This is a genomic window from Mesorhizobium sp. (genome assembly GCF_017306585.1).
Classification (GTDB): Bacteria; Pseudomonadota; Alphaproteobacteria; order Rhizobiales; family Rhizobiaceae; genus Mesorhizobium.
The window spans coordinates 15,402-31,207 of the sequence record NZ_JAFKIC010000174.1; the positions used below are offsets into that span (position 1 = coordinate 15,402).

Here is a 15,806-nt window from a genome sequence, read left to right on the forward strand (position 1 = left end):
ATCGATATGGGTCCCCCTATTTATGGTTCGTACACAAACGGAATGATCCGCAACAAAGACGAAACGAGAACTACCATGAACCTGATCCGCAACTACCGCAACTGGCGCCGCTACCGGGACACCGTCTCCGAGCTGAGCCGCCTGAGCAACCGCGAACTGACCGACCTCGGCATCAGCCGCAGCGACATTCCTTACGTCGCTCGCAAGGCGGTCTAATTCTTCGGACCGCGAATGGTCCGAACCAGTTTTGAAATGAGCATGACAATGAACCTGATCCGCAACTATCGTAACTGGCGCGTTTATCGCGAGACGGTTACCGAGCTGGGTCGCCTTTCGAACCGCCAGCTGCATGATCTCGGTATCGTCCGCGACGAAATCAAGATCATCGCCCGCAAGGCGATCTAACCAAGGAATTTCGCCGGGGTCGACCTCCTCCCCGAGCCCGGCGAACACGGTCAGCCCTTATCCTCCTCCCAAGGGTTGACCACCCAAACGGCGCCCGCCGCACCTCCTCCCGCGGCGGGCGTTGTTTCCCCGGAGCGAACGCGTTTCGCCCCAGAGGTTTCGCCCCTCTCAAAATGGCGAAAGAGATTTCGTCTGAGCCGACCTCCTCCCCGGTGATGACGAATACGGTCGACCTTCACCTCCTCCCGAGGGTCGACCCCCAAAACGACACCCGCCGGACCTCCTCCCCCGGCGGGTGTTGTTGTTTTCAGGGACAGGTTCCACCGGCATCCGTTTCGCGCCGCATCAAGCACGGCAATTGCAATCGCGGCACCAAGCGATTATTCCGGCGCCCATGAGCAAAAACCCTATCCACATCATCGGCGGCGGCCTTGCCGGCTCCGAAGCCGCATGGCAGGCAGCACAGGCCGGCGTTCCCGTCATCCTGCATGAAATGCGGCCCGTGCGCGGCACCGATGCCCACAAGACCGACGGCCTGGCCGAACTGGTCTGTTCCAATTCATTCCGCTCCGACGATGCGCAGAACAATGCCGTTGGCCTGTTGCATGCCGAGATGCGGCTGGCCGGCTCGCTGATCATGAGCGCCGGTGACGCCAACCAGGTGCCGGCCGGCGGCGCGCTGGCCGTCGACCGCGACGGCTTCTCCGACGCGGTGACAAGAAAACTCGAAGCTCATCCGCTGATATCAATCCAGCGCGAGGAAGTTCCCGGCCTGCCGCCGCAGGGCTGGGACCAGGCGATCATCGCCACCGGGCCGCTGACAGCACCCTCGCTAGCCCAGTCGATTGCCGAGGCGACCGGCGCCGACGCGCTCGCCTTCTTCGACGCCATCGCGCCGATCATCCATTTCGACACGATCGACATGGATACCGCCTGGTTCCAGTCGCGCTACGACAAGGTCGGACCGGGCGGCACCGGCAAGGACTACATCAACTGTCCGATGGACAAGGATCAGTACCTGGCCTTCGTGCAGGCGTTGATCGATGGCCAGAAGACCGAATTCAAGCAGTGGGAAGGCACACCCTATTTCGACGGCTGCCTGCCGATCGAGGTGATGGCCGAGCGCGGTGTCGAGACGCTGCGCTACGGACCGATGAAGCCGATGGGCTTGACCAATGCCCACAATCCCACCGTCAAGGCCTATGCCGTCGTGCAGCTTCGGCAGGACAACGCACTTGGCACGCTTTACAACATGGTCGGCTTCCAGACCAAGCTGAAGCATGCCGAGCAGGTTCGCATTTTCCGCACCATTCCAGGGCTGGAGAACGCGGACTTCGCCCGTCTCGGCGGCCTGCACCGCAACACCTATATCAATTCGCCGATGCTGCTCGACGGCTCGCTGCAGCTGAAGTCGCGGCCCGGCCTGCGCTTTGCCGGCCAGATCACCGGATGCGAAGGCTATGTCGAGAGCGCCGCCATAGGGCTGCTCGCCGGCCGCTTCGCCGCCGCCGAGCGGCTCGGCCATGAGCCATCCGTGCCGCCGCTCACCACCGCCTTTGGCGCATTGCTCAACCACATCACCGGCGGCCATATCGTTTCCGAAGATGAGCCAGGGAAGCGTTCGTTCCAGCCGATGAATGTGAATTTCGGCCTGTTCCCGCCGGTGGAAGCGGTGAAGATCGAAGGCAAGCGCCTGCGCGGCAAGGACAAGACCGTCGCCAAGCGCCATGCGATCACGTCGCGCGCGCTGGCGGATTGCCGGCAATGGCTGGGATTGCCTGCACAGGCCGAGGCGGCCGAGTGATTTCAGGGATGTTATCCCCGGGGGATAACCGACGGTTCTGTAACTGACCTAAAACCGGCCGATCAAAAGGGCCGGTTCAGGCTGCCGGCTCGGCGGGGGCGTCCGGCAGCCCCGGCTTGCCCGCTTCTGACGGGTTTCTGCGCACATACGCCGCCTTGAGCGTTTCCGACGTATCGCGCGAGCCGTCATGGCTCCAGCCGGGCGGCTTTATCAGATAGTTCAGGCGCTCGCGCAGCGCCAGCCCCGGTGCGAAGGCATCCCGGAACATCCCTATCCATTCATGGAACGCCACTTTCAGCGGATTGAACGTGCCTAGATTCTTTACGATGCCGTAGCGCGGCCGGTCTTCTTCCAGTTCCGGCACGAAGGTGCCGAACATCCGGTCCCAGATGATCAGCGTGCCGGCATAGTTGGCGTCGAGATAGCGCGGGTTGGTGGCGTGGTGGACGCGGTGGTGCGACGGCGTGTTGAAGATGAATTCGAACCAGCCCCACATCTTGCCGATCGTCTCGGTGTGGATCCAGAACTGCCAGACGAGGTTGAAGCCGAACACGAAGGCGATCACCGCCGGGTGAAAGCCGAGCAGCACCAGCGGCGCCTGCAGCACGAACATGAAGGTGAACAGTCCGGTCCAGCTCTGCCGGAGCGCCGTCGACAGATTGTAATGCTGGCTGGAGTGGTGGTTGACGTGCTCGGCCCATACCCAGCGCACCCGGTGCGCGATGCGATGGTAGACGTAGTAGCGCAGATCATCGAGCAGGAAGGCGACCAGGAACACCCAGATCGACAGGCCGAGATTGAAGAAGCGGAACTGCCACAACCACAGCAGCGCCCAATAGGATACGACGCCAAGCAAAAGGCCGGCGACGACATTGCCTGTGCCCATCATCAGGCTGGTCAGCGTGTCGCGCGTCTCGAACGAACCTTTTGCACGGCCGGTGCGCACCAGCCAGAGCTCGATCAGGATCGCCGCGACGAAGAACGGAATGGCAAGCTGGGTGACCTGCGGAAAATCATAGCTGTCCATCACGCGGCCTTTTCAAGGGAATTCAGGACTTGCGGCTGAAGCATATCCACGATGGATTTTGCGTCGGCGGCGTCGGCGAAGGTGAAGTGGCCGCCTTTCCAGGTGAAGTCGGCGAGCCGCAAGGTGATCGCATGAGCATCGGCGGCGGCCAGCACCGCCACGTCGTCCCCGGTGACGAGCCGGGTCAGGAAACAGTCGCCGATGGCCTGGACAATGCCCAGGCAACCTCGCCCCAACTCCAGGAACGCGGTTTGGCCGTCGGATGTCAGCCGAACTGATGTAGCCTGTTCGTCCGGGTAATCCTGAGCGAAACGGTCACGCGCCTGTTGCGCGTCGGCGAGCCTCGCCTTGCGGCTGCCGCCGGTGAAATGCACCGCCGCGACCGACAATGCGATGCCAAAAACGACGATCGCAACCAGCACGGGCAAACTCATGGTCGGTCTCCTCCATGTCAGCCTGTTGTCTGCGGCAACAGTTCCGACCGGGGATGCTTAACATGATTGACGTTTACGTCAAAGTGCCGACCAGCCGCTCATGGCGCGACGCAACGTCAACCAGTGCCGGCGCAAGGCCGACAGCCGAGTCACGCCGTCGAGCGGCGAGGAGCGCGCGTTTTCCATCCTGCGGAGATAGGCCCGCGACAGAGCCAGCGGCAGGAACGCTGGACGCAACGAGGGCGGCAGCGCGGAGGCGCCTTTCTCGAAGACCGACAGATGCTCCCGGGCCAGCGCGATCATCGCGTCGACCGCGCGCCGCGCGCCAGGCCCACCGTCGCCGGCGATGAATTCCTCGGGCGAGGACCCCGCCGCCGCCAGTATGTCGGCCGGGACGAAGCATTGCCCTCGCCTGCGGTGCAGCGGCAGCAGAAGCAGAAGGCCGGTGATCGCCTGCGCACAACCCGCTCGCCCGGAAAGCTCGGCGAACCCTGGCGCTTCTGCCGGATCGAGCACCATGGCCGCAAGCTGGATCAGCGCGGCTGCAGTCTCGCCGCAATAGCCTTCGAGGTCGGTTCGCGACGGCATCGGGTCGTCGTAGAGGTCGAAAATGCGCGCTTCGAGCATGTTCTCGAAGGCCAGCTTCGGCAATCTGGACGATGAAATCGTGGCGTTCAGGCTTTCCGCGACCGGGTGGCCGGCTCCCGATTCGCCGCCGGCGGCAATGACGTCGCGCCACCACTGGAGCCGCACCTCGCCCGGTAAGGGTTCGTGGATGCGGTCTCGAATGCCCGCCACCTCGGCATTGAAAGCGTAGAGCGAAAACAGCGCGTCGCGTTTATCGGCCGGCGCATAGAGCGCGGTCAGATAGCGGTCGTGGTCAGCGGTGCGCACCGTCTCCGTGACGATCTCGATGGTCCCGGGCATATCAATCGACGGCGATGAGCGCAGCGGCAACGGCGCGGTCTTCCGCCAGCAGCACATTGTAGGTCCGCACCGCCGCACCGGTCGACATCGGATCGGACGCGATGCCGGCCCCTTTCAGCGCGGCTCTTAGCGCCACCGGCAACGGACGCAGATTCCTGCCAATGCCGACGAGGAGAATCTCGACCTTGTCGGCCTCGGCAAGCAGCTTGTCGAAATCCGCCACTGTCAGCGCCAGCGGGTCCGCCGGCTCCCAGCCATGAATGCCGGATGGCAGGCAGAGCAGAGAGCCTCGATGCGACATGTCGGCAAAGCGGAACCCGCCATTGCCATAAGCCTCTATCGGCGCGCGGCCAGGAAAATGCGCCTCGCGGATGACGATGCCTTTTCCGGTCACCACTCTTGTCACCCCTTTGGGGGTCGCGTCAGGTCGCGACCGCCTTGCCGCCGCCGACCGGCTTCTCCTCGTCAGCCGTGGCCTGTGGCCGCAGCTTGAACAGGATGAGCAGCGGTGCGGCGATGAAGATCGACGAATAGGTGCCGAAAACGACGCCGAACAACATGGCCATGGTGAAGGAACGGATGACTTCGCCGCCGAACAGCACCAGCGCCAGCAAGGCCAGGGCCGTGGTCACCGAGGTGAGCGTTGTTCTCGAGAGCGTCTCGTTGACGGCGTTGTTCAGGAGCTGTGGCAACGGCATCTTCTTGTATTTTCGAAGATCTTCTCGGACGCGGTCGTAGACGACGATCGTATCGTTGAGCGAATAGCCGATGATGGTCAGGATCGCCGCAAGCGACGATTGGTTGAATTCCAGCCCGGTTATGACGAAGAAGCCGAGCGTCATGACCACGTCGTGGACCGTCGCAACGATGGCGCCGACAGCAAACTGCCATTCGAAGCGGAACCAGACATAAACCAGGATGCCGACCAGCGCGATCAGCATGGCGATGGTGCCTTGCTTGGCAAGCTCGCCCGACACGGTCGGACCGACCACTTCGACGCGGCGGAAATCATAGTTGTCCTGCAGCTCACCGCGAACCTTATCGATGACCGTCTGCTCGGCATTCTCGCCTGCATCCTGCGAGCCGACACGGATCAGCACGTCGTTGGGCGCGCCGAACTGCTGCACCTGCACTTCGCCGATGTTGAGCTCCGTCAGCCTGCTGCGGATATCGCCAAGATTGGCGTCGCCGCTCTTGGACTGCACCTCGATGAGCGAGCCGCCCTTGAAGTCGATGCCGTAGTTGATGTCGACGGTCATGAACAGCACGACCGACAGGACCGACAGGATGCTCGACAGAGCGAACGTCCAGCGCCTTATGCCCATAAACGGGATCTTCGTGCCGGGCTTGATGAAGGTCACCGGCGCCTTGGGCAGTTCCTTCGGGCGGGCGCGGCGCAGCCACATCGACACCAGCAGGCGCGTGAAGGTGAACGCGGTGAACACCGTGGTCAGAATGCCGATGGCGAAAGTGATGGCGAAGCCCTTGATCGGTCCGCTGCCGAGATAGAACAGCACCACGGTGGCGATCAGCGACGTGACGTTGGAGTCGACGATCGTCGCCAGCGCCTTGGTGAAGCCCGTATCGATCGCCTGGATCACGGATCGCCCGTTTCGTCGCTCCTCGCGGATGCGTTCGTAGATCAGCACGTTCGAATCGACCGCCATGCCGATGGTGAGCACGATACCGGCGATACCGGGCAAGGTCAGCGTCGCCCCGAGCAGGGACAGCAGCGCGACGATCATCGCAACGTGCACTGCCAGCGCGATATTGGCGAGGAAGCCAAGGAAGCCGTAGGCGACGAACATGAAGGCGACGACAAGAATCGAGCCGATGATGCCCGCCACCTTGCCCGCATGGATCGAATCCTGGCCAAGGCCCGGACCGACTGTACGTTCCTCGATGACCGTCAGCGTCGCCGGAAGCGCGCCGGCCCGCAGAAGCACGGCGAGATCATTGGCGCTCTGCGCGGTGAAATTACCCGAAATCTGGCCGGTGCCTCCAAGGATCGGCTCGCGGATCTGCGGCGCCGAAATCACCTGGTTGTCGAGGATGATGGCAAACAGCTTGCCGACATTCTGCGAGGTCGCCTGGCCGAAGCGGGCCGCACCCTTCGAATCGAAGCGGAACGACACCACCGGCTCGTTGTTCTGCGAATTATAGGTCGCCTGCGCATCGACGAGGTTTTCGCCCGACACGATGACGCGGTTCTCGATCAGATAGGGAACCGGCGGATCATCCTGGGAGTAGAGCACCGAGGAGCCTGCCGGAGGACGGCCCTTGAGCGCATCCTGCACCGGCATCGACTGGTCGACCATCTGAAAGGTCAGTTTCGCGGTCTGGCCGAGGATTTCCTTCAGCCGCTGCGGGTCCTGCAGGCCGGGCACCTGGACCAGGATGCGGTTGTCGCCCTGCCGCTGCACGATCGGCTCGGTCGTGCCAAGTTCGTTGACGCGGCGCTCGACCACTTCGATCGACTGCGCCAACGCGGTCGAGGTCCGGTATTTGATGCCGGCGTCGGTGACGGTGAATTTGAGCAGCCCCGGCTCGGAATCGTCCAGCGACATTTCCTGGACGGAACCGCCGGTGAACAGGCCGGCCGCGACCGGATCGGTCAGCGGCTTCAATGCCGTCTTGGCCGCATCAAGCTGGGCGGGATCGGTGATGCGCACCTGCAAGGTGCGCCCGGTGCCGCCAAGGCCGGTGTAACCGATCTTGGCATCGCGCAGCAGGGTGCGGATTTCATCGCGCGAGGTCTCCAGCCGATCCTTGATGAGATCGTTCTGGTTCATCTCGAGCAGGATGTGCGAACCACCCTGCAGGTCGAGGCCAAGTGTCATCTGCCGCTTCGGCACCCAGCTCGGAAGCTGGGCCAGTGTGCTTGCGGGGATGAGATTGGGCGCGGCGAGGATCACTGTGACGGCCACGGCCAGCCAGATCAGGATCATCTTCAAGCGCGAGAAATAGAGCATATGGCGTCGTCCGTCAGAGCATGTCCGCGGATCGCTCCGCCTGGAATTGGGTTATTTCTTGGCGTTCTGGTTGGCCACCGGCTCGCCCTTGACACGCACGTCGGCGATCGTCGAACGCAGCGCCGTCACCTTGGTGCCGCCGCCTAGGTCGATCTCGAGTTCGTTGTCGTCGATCACTTTCGTCACCTTGCCGACGAAGCCGCCACCGGTGACAACGGTGTCGCCGCGGCGAACCGCCGCCAGCATCTCGCCGCGCTTCTTCAACTGCGTGCGCTGCGGGCGGATGATCAGAAAATACATGATCACGAAAATCAGGACAAACGGCAAAATGCTTATGAACATGTCGGGAGAAGCCCCAACGCCTTGAGCGTATGCCGGTGTCACGAACATCGAGGTACTCCTGAATTTTGAAAACAGCTGCCAGATCGAGTGCTATGCAATCTGACGGCCCCGCGAAATTTGGCCGGAATATAGTCGGTAAAGTTGTCAATGCAACTGCGCGGCCGGGCAAATCGGCTGCTTTTCCGGCCTGTTCGCCCGTGTTAGAGCAGGATCGCAAAAAGCGCGAGCCGGTTTTGCGAAAAGATCACGCTCGAACAAAAGGTTGCAACCGGTTTCGGAACCGCCGGAATCGGTGCGCTGCCAACCCTTCAGAACGCAAAGACAATGACCGACATGACTGACAGTACGATCGACGCCCTGAACAAGAAACTGGACCGGCTCATCGAGGCCGTGAGCCGCCTCGCGCCGCCGCCGGTGCCTGAAACCGACCTGAACGTGGCTGATTGCTTCGTCTGGCAGGCCGATCCGGGCTATCTGGAGCCGGTTCGCAAGGTCAACCGCGTCGATATCGGCCTGATCCGTGGCGTCGACCACGTCCGCGATATCTTGGTAGACAACACCGAACGCTTCGCCGCCGGCCATCCGGCCAACAACGTGTTGTTGTGGGGCGCGCGCGGCATGGGCAAATCGTCGCTGGTCAAGGCCGTGCATGCTGAGATCAACGCCAAAGCCAGCTCCGACCTGCCGCTCAAGCTGATCGAAATCCACCGTGAGGACATCGACACGCTGCCGAAGCTGATGGGCCTGCTGAAGGCTGCCCCCTTCCGCTTCATCCTGTTTTGCGACGATCTGTCCTTCGACCATGACGACACGTCCTACAAGTCGCTCAAGGCGGCGCTCGAGGGCGGCGTCGAGGGTCGCCCGGCCAATGTCATCTTCTACGCCACGTCGAACCGCCGCCATCTCTTGCCGCGCGACATGATCGACAATGAGCGCTCGACCGCCATCAACCCGTCCGAAGCGGTCGAGGAAAAGGTGTCGCTGTCCGACCGCTTCGGCCTCTGGCTCGGCTTCCACAAATGCTCGCAGGACGAATATCTCGAGATGATCAACGGCTATGCCGGCCATCATGGCCTCGACATCGACCCCGAGCAGCTGCGCGCCGAGGCGCTGGAATGGGCGACGACGCGCGGCAGCCGCTCGGGCCGCGTCGCCTGGCAGTTCACCCAGGACCTGGCTGGCCGGCTCGGCAAGCCGCTCAAGGATTGATGAACACTGCAGCCGGTCTCGAAGCGCGGCGACGAGACCGGCAAGCCAACTGAAAAAGCCCGCTCCTTGCGGAACGGGCTGAGCCGGCGGGCCGGACTGGAGGTCAGACGGCCCGCATATCGCTTCTTTTCTTCTATTCGAGATAGGTCGAGGGATCGACCGGGGCCGAGTTCTTGCGCACCTCGAAGTGCAGCTTGGGCGAGTCCGTCGTTCCGCTCATGCCGGACAACGCGATCTCCTGGCCGCGCTTGACCTTCTGGCCGCGCTGCACCTCGATCGAGCTGGCATGGCCATAGACCGTGACCAGACCGTTCTCGTGGCGCACCAGCACGGTGTTGCCGAATTCCTTCAGACCATCGCCGGCATAGATGACGACGCCGTTCTCGGCCGCCTTGATCGGCGTGCCGGTCGGCACGGCGATGTCAACACCGTCCTTGCCGGATCCGAAGCCGGAGATCACCCGACCGCGCACCGGCCAGCGCATCTTGCCGATGCCGGTTGCGTCCGGCGCCACCGCGTCGTCGTCCTCGGCCTGCTGGATAACCTTGGTGTCCTTCTTCGGCGGCGTGTAGGACGCCAGCGTTTCCGAAGGCGTGGCTTTCGCGGCCGGCTGCGTGGTCGCCGTGGTCACCGGATCGATCTTCGCCGGCTTGGCGCTGGCGACGGCCACCGTGCCGCCGGCCGGCACCTTGAGCGTCTGGCCGATCTTCAGAATGCCGTCCTTCATGCCGTTGGCCTGCTTCAGCGCAACGACGCCGACACCGGTCTTGCGGGCGATCGAGGACATCGTGTCGCCCGACTGGACCGTGTAGGTGCCCGGGGCGCTGTTTGCCTTCGCCACTTGCGTCGGCTTGGGCTCCTTCGGCTGGTTCGCGGCGGCCGAGGCATCGACCTGGGCGGCGGACTTGCCTTCTTTCAGTTTGGGCTGCTGCGGCAGGACGGCAACCTTGTCCGGCGCGGTCGCCGGCAGGTCGTGCTTGCCGTCCTTGGCAGGTTTCGCATCGGCAACCTTGGGCTCGGCCTTGCTCGAATAGGCGTAGGCAGGGATGACGAGCTTCTGGCCGGTCTTCAGTCCCTTGGTAGCGCTCAGGCCATTGACCTTCATGATCACATCGGCGGGCACCTTGTAGTGCTGCGCCAGGCCATTGATCGTCTCGCCGTCCCTGACGACGATCTCGGTGGCATGCGGCGTGCCAGCCACCTTGGCGTCGGGCTGCGCTTCCTTGAAAGGCTTGGCAGCCGGCGCGACGGTGCCGGTGGTCGTGCTGTCGACACGCGGCGCGGGCCTGACCAGAGCCGGAGCCGTGGCCACCCGCACCGGATTGGCGGCCGGCGCAGGCTGCGCCTGGGCGGAAACCGGCGGCGGCAGCGGCCGGCTCGAAACCGGCTCGAGGCTGGAGCGGGTCACTGACTGGGTGTGGGCGCCGTCGAGCGGCGCGGCGGACACATCGCCCGGATAAGGCTGAACCGCATCCTGCTTGTTGATGATGGCGCGCTGATTGTTTGTCGAGGAGGTGAAGACGTCGTCGACGCTGTTGAACCGCGAAGCCTGGGAACTGCACCCGGCCGCCGCGCCCGCAATCATGAGAACAGCGCAGCCCCGCGCCAGATTGCGACTATTTGCCTTCAAAACACTGAGTTGCATCGCACTAACCCGCACAAACTCTGCACCAACTGGATGGGATTAAAGCGCGTTAATCTTACTGGCCGGTTAACCCCTTAGAATCCGACGCAAATTTTCTTAAAACATTCGAGGTCGCTACAGGACCGTGGCGGTCGAGTGTCGAGACTGGAGCGCGATTGGAATGCGGACCACCCCACGTTCGACCGGGCTTCGGGCCTGTCGGCGTCGCATCCGGCCACGAAATACCCCCACTGTTGCACCGATGTAACTGCTCTTCAGCATCAAGTTCGGATAGCGTCGGGGCAGCTTGGGAGGGCTCTCATGAAACGCTTTCTGGTTGCTCTGACAGCCGCCGCCTTGGGTGCGGCCGCGCACGCGTCGGCCGCCGATCTTGTCACGGCCCCGATTGCCGCCAGCTACGACTGGAGCGGCTTCTACATCGGCGCCAATGGCGGCTGGGGGTCGAGCCACTCATGCTGGGACCAATCGTTTTTTGGCCTGACCTTCAGCGAGGGCTGTCACAACGCCACCGGCGGAGCACTCGGTGGACAAGTCGGCTATCGCTGGCAGCGCAGCGATTGGGTGTTCGGACTGGAAGCGCAGGGCGACTGGGCCGATCTGAAGGGTTCCAGCCAGTCTGAGTTTACGCCCGCCTTCACAGATCGTTCACGCGTCGACGCATTTGGATTGTTGACCGCCCAGGTCGGATACAGCTTCAGCAACGCCCTTGTTTACGTCAAGGGCGGAGCCGCCGTCACGCGCAACCATTTCGACGTCGTCAGCACGCCCTCGCCCGATACGCTCGCCGCCACGACGGATGATCAAACCCGCTGGGGCGGGGCTCTAGGCGCCGGTGTCGAATATGGCTTTGCCCCGAATTGGTCGCTTGCGGTCGAATATGATCACCTGTTCATGCCCGACAAGACCACCTCTTTCGCGTCCGTTGGAGGGCCTATCCCCTTCTTCGGCACCGACAACATCAGCCAGAGCGTCGATCTCGTTGGCTTGCATCTGAATTACCGCTTCGGCGGATGAGGTGAGCGGCAGGCGTGACGCGCTGCATAAGCGGCGCTGTCAGCCGGTCATAGCGTGACCAGCGCTCCTATATCACAGCAGCCAGGCTGCGCAGGATCGGCTGCAGCCGCACAAGGCCGATATCCTCGCGCTCGAATCGGCTGCCGACCTTGGTCAGCTTGGCCAGCACCTGCTCGCCTTCCTCCGGGCCGATCGGCGCGATGACCACGCCGCCGCTCGACAGCTGGTCGAGAAGGAAGCGCGGCAGGCTGTCGAAGGCGGCCCAGGCGACGATGCGGTCGAACGGTCCTTCATTCGGCAGGCCGGCCGAACCGTCCGCCTGCCGCACGATGATGTTGCCAATGCCCAGCGCCTCGAAACGCTGCCTGGCCTGTTCGACCAGCGTCTTGTAGCGGTCGATGGTGACGACCCGCGCCGCCAGCCGCGACATCACCGCCGCCGTGTAGCCGGAGCCGGCGCCGATCTCGAGCACGCGGTTTCCCGTCTCGATGGAGAGCGCCGCGATCACCGCCGCCTGCATGTCGGCGCCTTCGATCGCCTCGCCGCATTCGATCGGCAGCATGCGGTCGGACCATGCGATCTGATGGAATTGCGGCGCCAGGAAGCCGCGCCGCGGCGTCGCCTCGAAAGCCGCGATCAATGCCTTCGGCACGGTTCCCCTGCCGCGCAGGCGCAGCAGGAAAGCGGCAAATCCTTCGCGGTCATCGATGGGGAAACCCTGGTTCATGCCAAAACCTTATTTATGACAACGCCTTGCTCAGCTGGTCACGAATCTCATGCGCGGTGAGGTCGAGCTGCAATGGCGTGACCGACACGAGGCGATTGCGCAGCGCATGGAGATCGGTGCCTTGCTTGCCTTCAACCGGCTCGCGGCCGAAGCGCAGCCAGTAGTAAGGCAGGCCGCGCCCGTCACGGCGCTCGTCGACCCACAGGCTGTGCACCAGCTTGCCCTGCGTGGTGACCACGGTGCCGACGACCTCTTCGGGCAGGCAGTTGGGAAAGTTGACGTTGAGCAGCACGCCCTCGGGAAGAGGCATCGCGACGAGCTTTTTCAGCAGCGCCGGCGCCAGCGCCTCCGTGGTCTCGTAGGGAACGATGCGGTCCTCGCCCACATAGCTGTAGCCCTGGCTGAGAGCGATCGACTTGATCCCCAGCAGCGTACCTTCCATCGCGCCGGCGACGGTTCCCGAATAGGTCACGTCGTCGGCGATGTTGGCGCCCGAATTGATGCCGGACAGAATCAGGTCCGGCGCGGCGGGCAGGATCTTCTTCACGCCCATGATCACGCAATCGGTCGGCGTGCCGCGTACGGCGAAATGCTTCTCACCGATTTTCCGCAGCCGCAGCGGCTCCGAGATCGACAGCGAATGCGCGTAGCCGGACTGGTCCTGCTCGGGCGCCACCACCCAGACATCGTCGGAGAGCGTGCGGGCGACGCGTTCGAGCGACGCCAGCCCTTCGGCATGAATGCCGTCGTCATTGGTCAGAAGAATGCGCATTATTTCGATTCGATCTTTTCCAGGCCGCCCATGTAAGGCCGCAGCACTTCAGGAATCGTTACGCTGCCATCCTCATTCTGGTAGTTTTCGATGACAGCTATGAGAGCGCGGCCGACAGCGGTGCCCGAACCGTTGAGCGTGTGGACGAAGCGGTTGCCCTTGCCGTCCTTGTCCTTGTAGCGGGCATCCATGCGGCGCGCCTGGAAATCGCCGCAGACCGAGCAGGACGAGATTTCGCGATAGGCGTTCTGGCCGGGCAGCCAGACCTCGATGTCGTAGGTCTTGCGGGCGCCGAAGCCCATGTCGCCGGTGCACAGCACCATCGTGCGGAACGGCAATTCCAGGCGCTTCAGCACCTCCTCGGCGCATTGCGTCATCCGCTCATGCTCGGCGATCGACGATTCCTGGTCGGTGATCGACACCAGCTCGACCTTGTAGAACTGATGCTGGCGCAGCATGCCGCGCGTGTCGCGCCCGGCCGAGCCTGCTTCCGAGCGGAAACACGGCGTCAACGCCGTATAGCGCAGCGGCAGCTTCTCATGCGCGGTTATCTCTTCGCGCACCAGATTGGTGAGCGGCACTTCGGCGGTGGGGATGAGGCCAAGCCTGCCCTCCCCGTGCGGCGTGAAGAACAGGTCTTCCTCGAACTTCGGCAGCTGGTTGGTGCCGAACAGCACCTCGTCGCGCACCATCAGCGGCGGGATCACCTCCTCATAGCCGTGCTCGGTCGTGTGCAGGTCGAGCATGAACTGGCCGATGGCGCGCTCCAGCCGCGCCAGCCCGCTCCTGAGCACGGTGAAGCGCGAGCCCGACAGCTTCGCCGCACGCTCGAAATCCATCATGCCGAGCGCTTCGCCGATCTCGAAATGCTCCTTCACCCAGTTCGGCCGCGTCGGCACCTTGCCGACGATGTGCCTGACGACATTGTCATGCTCGTCCTTGCCGACCGGCACGTCGTCCAGCGGCACATTGGGCAGCACCGCCAGCGCATCGTTCAGCGCCTTGTCGAGCTCGCGCTCGCGCGCCTCGCCATTCTGGATGAAGGTCTTGATCTCGCCGACCTCGGCCTTCAGTTTCTCGGCAAGCGCGGCGTCGCCCGAACGCATGGCGTTGCCGATCTCCTTGGAGGCGGCGTTGCGGCGCTCCTGCTTGGTCTGCAGCTCGGTGACATGCTCGCGCCGCGCCTCATCCCTGGCGATCAGGCCGTCAACCGTGGACTGCGCCTCGCCGGCCGACCACGAGCGCTTGACCAGCGCCTCGACAAGGGCCTTCGGGTTGTCGCGAATCCATTTGATGTCAAGCATGGCTTATCCGTCCTCAAACTAAGGTTTGAGGGCGTAAACCGCATCCTTGATCGATGCAAGACGGGGCTGGGCGGCGGTTGTCGTTTTCCGCCGCGCCGGGAACCTGGGTCGCCTTAAGAGGCGGCTGGTGCCGGAGGCTCGTCCGGCGCCTTGTCGGCGGCGGTTTCTCCGGCTTCCTGCTTCTCGCGTGCGAGCCGCTCGCGCTCCTGGCTGCGCTCGATCATGCGCGCCGACCAGATCGCGACCTCGTAGAGCAGGATGGTCGGGATGGCGAGACCGATCTGGCTCATCGGGTCCGGCGGCGTCAGCACCGCGGCCACCACGAAGGCGATGACGATCGCCCATTTGCGCTTCTCGGCCAGCGCCTTGGACGACAGCATGCCGACGCGCGTCATCAGGCTGGTCACCACCGGCAGCTGGAACACCAGGCCGAAGGAGAAGATCAGCGTCATGATCAGGCTGAGATATTCAGACACTTTCGGCAGCAGCGAAATCTGCACCTGCTCATCGGTGCCTGCTTGCTGCATGGCGAGGAAGAACCACATCACCATCGGGGTGAAGAAGAAATAGACCAGCGAGGCGCCCATCAGGAACAGGATCGGCGACGCAATCAGGAACGGCAGGAAGGCGTTGCGCTCGTTCTTGTAGAGGCCGGGCGCAATGAATTTGTAGATCTGCGTGGCAATCAGCGGAAACGCAATGACCATGCCGCCGAACATGGCGAGCTTGACCTGCGTGAAGAAGAATTCCTGCGGCGCGGTGTATATGAGTTCGACCTTGTGCGGATCGAGGCCGGCCCATTTGGTCGCCCATTTGAACGGAATGACCAGCAGATTGAACAGCTTCTTGGCGAAGAAGAAGCACACCAGGAAGGCGACGAAAAAGCCGCCGAGAGACCATATCAGCCGGCGGCGCAGCTCTATGAGATGCTCGATCAGCGGCGCCGACGATTTCTCAATCTCGTCCCGTTCCTTGTCCGTTACACTCACTTGGCGGCTCCCGCCGTCTTCTTGGCCGCCGGCTTCTTCGCCGCGGCAGGTTTCGCTTCGGCCTTCACCGCCGGCTTGGCGGCGGATTTGGCCACGGAGGGCTTTGCTGCTGCGGCGGCCTTCGCCGGCGCCTTGGCAGCGGTCGCCGCCTTAACCGGCACGGCTTTGGCGGCCGAACCCTTTGTCGCGGCCTTTGCGGCCGGGGTGGCCTTTACGGGCGCGGCCTTGGCGGGCG

17 protein-coding genes are annotated in these 15,806 nt (G+C 63.4%); 5 read left to right on the forward strand and 12 right to left on the reverse strand.

What is annotated here, in order from left to right:
* The first annotated feature begins 75 nt into the window (after positions 1 to 75).
* The 3 genes from J0I79_RS20725 (at position 76) to trmFO (ending at position 2,209) form a co-directional block, all read left to right on the forward strand.
* Positions 76 to 216 carry a DUF1127 domain-containing protein gene (locus tag J0I79_RS20725; RefSeq protein ID WP_013531315.1) on the forward strand — a complete coding sequence of 47 codons (141 nt, stop codon included), beginning with the start codon at positions 76 to 78 and terminating at the stop codon, positions 214 to 216.
* 48 nt (positions 217 to 264) lie between these two features.
* Positions 265 to 405, forward strand: coding sequence for a DUF1127 domain-containing protein (locus tag J0I79_RS20730; RefSeq protein ID WP_065005581.1), 141 nt, complete (start codon positions 265 to 267; stop codon positions 403 to 405).
* A 394-nt stretch (positions 406 to 799) separates the two neighbouring features.
* Positions 800 to 2,209 (forward strand): methylenetetrahydrofolate--tRNA-(uracil(54)-C(5))-methyltransferase (FADH(2)-oxidizing) TrmFO, encoded by a 1,410-nt coding sequence (gene trmFO / locus J0I79_RS20735; protein WP_292863165.1) that lies wholly within the window; start codon positions 800 to 802, stop codon positions 2,207 to 2,209.
* A gap of 76 nt (positions 2,210 to 2,285) precedes the next feature.
* On the opposite strand, the gene J0I79_RS20740 is transcribed toward trmFO, so the two are convergent.
* The 6 genes from J0I79_RS20740 to yajC form a co-directional block, all read right to left on the reverse strand.
* Entirely contained in the window at positions 2,286 to 3,236 is a 951-nt protein-coding gene (locus J0I79_RS20740) for a sterol desaturase family protein (protein ID WP_292863168.1), read from the reverse strand.
* Complete coding sequence (locus J0I79_RS20745; protein ID WP_366014873.1) at positions 3,236 to 3,658, reverse strand: hypothetical protein; 423 nt, start codon at positions 3,656 to 3,658, stop codon at positions 3,236 to 3,238. Before J0I79_RS20745 ends, J0I79_RS20740 begins: the two co-directional genes overlap by 1 nt.
* A 90-nt stretch (positions 3,659 to 3,748) precedes the next feature.
* Positions 3,749 to 4,597, reverse strand: a complete 849-nt coding sequence (locus J0I79_RS20750; RefSeq protein WP_292863175.1) for a phytoene/squalene synthase family protein — start codon at positions 4,595 to 4,597, stop codon at positions 3,749 to 3,751.
* 1 nt (position 4,598) lies between these two features.
* Positions 4,599 to 4,994 (reverse strand): Mth938-like domain-containing protein, encoded by a 396-nt coding sequence (locus J0I79_RS20755; RefSeq protein WP_292863178.1) that lies wholly within the window; start codon positions 4,992 to 4,994, stop codon positions 4,599 to 4,601.
* Between the two features lie 25 nt (positions 4,995 to 5,019).
* A complete protein-coding gene (secDF, locus tag J0I79_RS20760) occupies positions 5,020 to 7,569 on the reverse strand; it encodes a protein translocase subunit SecDF (RefSeq protein WP_292863181.1) in 2,550 nt (849 codons plus the stop codon).
* A gap of 51 nt (positions 7,570 to 7,620) precedes the next feature.
* A complete protein-coding gene (yajC, locus tag J0I79_RS20765; RefSeq protein ID WP_008876289.1) occupies positions 7,621 to 7,959 on the reverse strand; it encodes a preprotein translocase subunit YajC in 339 nt (112 codons plus the stop codon).
* A gap of 285 nt (positions 7,960 to 8,244) precedes the next feature.
* On the opposite strand from yajC, the gene J0I79_RS20770 reads away from it, so the two are divergent.
* On the forward strand, positions 8,245 to 9,120 hold the full coding sequence (locus J0I79_RS20770) for an ATP-binding protein (protein WP_292863209.1): 876 nt from the start codon (positions 8,245 to 8,247) through the stop codon (positions 9,118 to 9,120).
* Positions 9,121 to 9,253: 133 nt separating this feature from the next.
* Here the strand turns inward: J0I79_RS20770 and J0I79_RS20775 are convergent, their stop codons facing one another.
* Complete coding sequence (locus J0I79_RS20775; protein WP_292863184.1) at positions 9,254 to 10,765, reverse strand: peptidoglycan DD-metalloendopeptidase family protein; 1,512 nt, start codon at positions 10,763 to 10,765, stop codon at positions 9,254 to 9,256.
* A 300-nt stretch (positions 10,766 to 11,065) separates the two neighbouring features.
* On the opposite strand from J0I79_RS20775, the gene J0I79_RS20780 reads away from it, so the two are divergent.
* On the forward strand, positions 11,066 to 11,779 hold the full coding sequence (locus J0I79_RS20780; protein ID WP_292863187.1) for an outer membrane beta-barrel protein: 714 nt from the start codon (positions 11,066 to 11,068) through the stop codon (positions 11,777 to 11,779).
* Between the two features lie 67 nt (positions 11,780 to 11,846).
* Here J0I79_RS20780 and J0I79_RS20785 read toward each other — a convergent pair whose 3' ends face one another.
* The 5 genes from J0I79_RS20785 to J0I79_RS20805 all read right to left on the reverse strand — a co-directional run.
* The gene (locus J0I79_RS20785; protein ID WP_292863190.1) at positions 11,847 to 12,506 is read right to left on the reverse strand and encodes a protein-L-isoaspartate(D-aspartate) O-methyltransferase; all 660 of its coding nucleotides are present in this window, start codon (positions 12,504 to 12,506) and stop codon (positions 11,847 to 11,849) included.
* 13 nt (positions 12,507 to 12,519) lie between these two features.
* Positions 12,520 to 13,278 carry a 5'/3'-nucleotidase SurE gene (surE, locus tag J0I79_RS20790; protein WP_292863192.1) on the reverse strand — a complete coding sequence of 253 codons (759 nt, stop codon included), beginning with the start codon at positions 13,276 to 13,278 and terminating at the stop codon, positions 12,520 to 12,522.
* The gene (gene serS / locus J0I79_RS20795) at positions 13,278 to 14,582 is read right to left on the reverse strand and encodes a serine--tRNA ligase (RefSeq protein ID WP_292863195.1); all 1,305 of its coding nucleotides are present in this window, start codon (positions 14,580 to 14,582) and stop codon (positions 13,278 to 13,280) included. The genes surE and serS overlap by 1 nt, the downstream gene beginning before the upstream one ends.
* 113 nt (positions 14,583 to 14,695) lie before the next feature.
* Positions 14,696 to 15,571: a twin-arginine translocase subunit TatC gene (tatC, locus tag J0I79_RS20800; protein ID WP_292863198.1), complete on the reverse strand. Its 876-nt coding sequence runs from the start codon at positions 15,569 to 15,571 to the stop codon at positions 14,696 to 14,698.
* The coding region (locus tag J0I79_RS20805; protein ID WP_292863201.1) for a hypothetical protein at positions 15,568 to 15,806 on the reverse strand (239 nt) is incomplete at its 5' end. The genes tatC and J0I79_RS20805, both read right to left, overlap by 4 nt.

What these genes read in the sequence shown, in the direction of transcription:
- J0I79_RS20725 (WP_013531315.1), top strand. Translation starts at nt 76, where the DNA reads ATGAACCTGATCCGCAACTACCGCAACTGGCGCCGCTACCGGGACACC.
- J0I79_RS20730 (WP_065005581.1), top strand. Translation starts at nt 265, where the DNA reads ATGAACCTGATCCGCAACTATCGTAACTGGCGCGTTTATCGCGAGACG.
- trmFO (WP_292863165.1), top strand. Translation starts at nt 800, where the DNA reads ATGAGCAAAAACCCTATCCACATCATCGGCGGCGGCCTTGCCGGCTCC.
- J0I79_RS20740 (WP_292863168.1), bottom strand. Translation starts at nt 3,236, where the DNA reads ATGGACAGCTATGATTTTCCGCAGGTCACCCAGCTTGCCATTCCGTTC.
- J0I79_RS20750 (WP_292863175.1), bottom strand. Translation starts at nt 4,597, where the DNA reads ATGCCCGGGACCATCGAGATCGTCACGGAGACGGTGCGCACCGCTGAC.
- secDF (WP_292863181.1), bottom strand. Translation starts at nt 7,569, where the DNA reads ATGCTCTATTTCTCGCGCTTGAAGATGATCCTGATCTGGCTGGCCGTG.
- yajC (WP_008876289.1), bottom strand. Translation starts at nt 7,959, where the DNA reads ATGTTCGTGACACCGGCATACGCTCAAGGCGTTGGGGCTTCTCCCGAC.
- J0I79_RS20770 (WP_292863209.1), top strand. Translation starts at nt 8,245, where the DNA reads ATGACTGACAGTACGATCGACGCCCTGAACAAGAAACTGGACCGGCTC.
- J0I79_RS20775 (WP_292863184.1), bottom strand. Translation starts at nt 10,765, where the DNA reads ATGCAACTCAGTGTTTTGAAGGCAAATAGTCGCAATCTGGCGCGGGGC.
- J0I79_RS20780 (WP_292863187.1), top strand. Translation starts at nt 11,066, where the DNA reads ATGAAACGCTTTCTGGTTGCTCTGACAGCCGCCGCCTTGGGTGCGGCC.
- J0I79_RS20785 (WP_292863190.1), bottom strand. Translation starts at nt 12,506, where the DNA reads ATGAACCAGGGTTTCCCCATCGATGACCGCGAAGGATTTGCCGCTTTC.
- surE (WP_292863192.1), bottom strand. Translation starts at nt 13,278, where the DNA reads ATGCGCATTCTTCTGACCAATGACGACGGCATTCATGCCGAAGGGCTG.
- serS (WP_292863195.1), bottom strand. Translation starts at nt 14,582, where the DNA reads ATGCTTGACATCAAATGGATTCGCGACAACCCGAAGGCCCTTGTCGAG.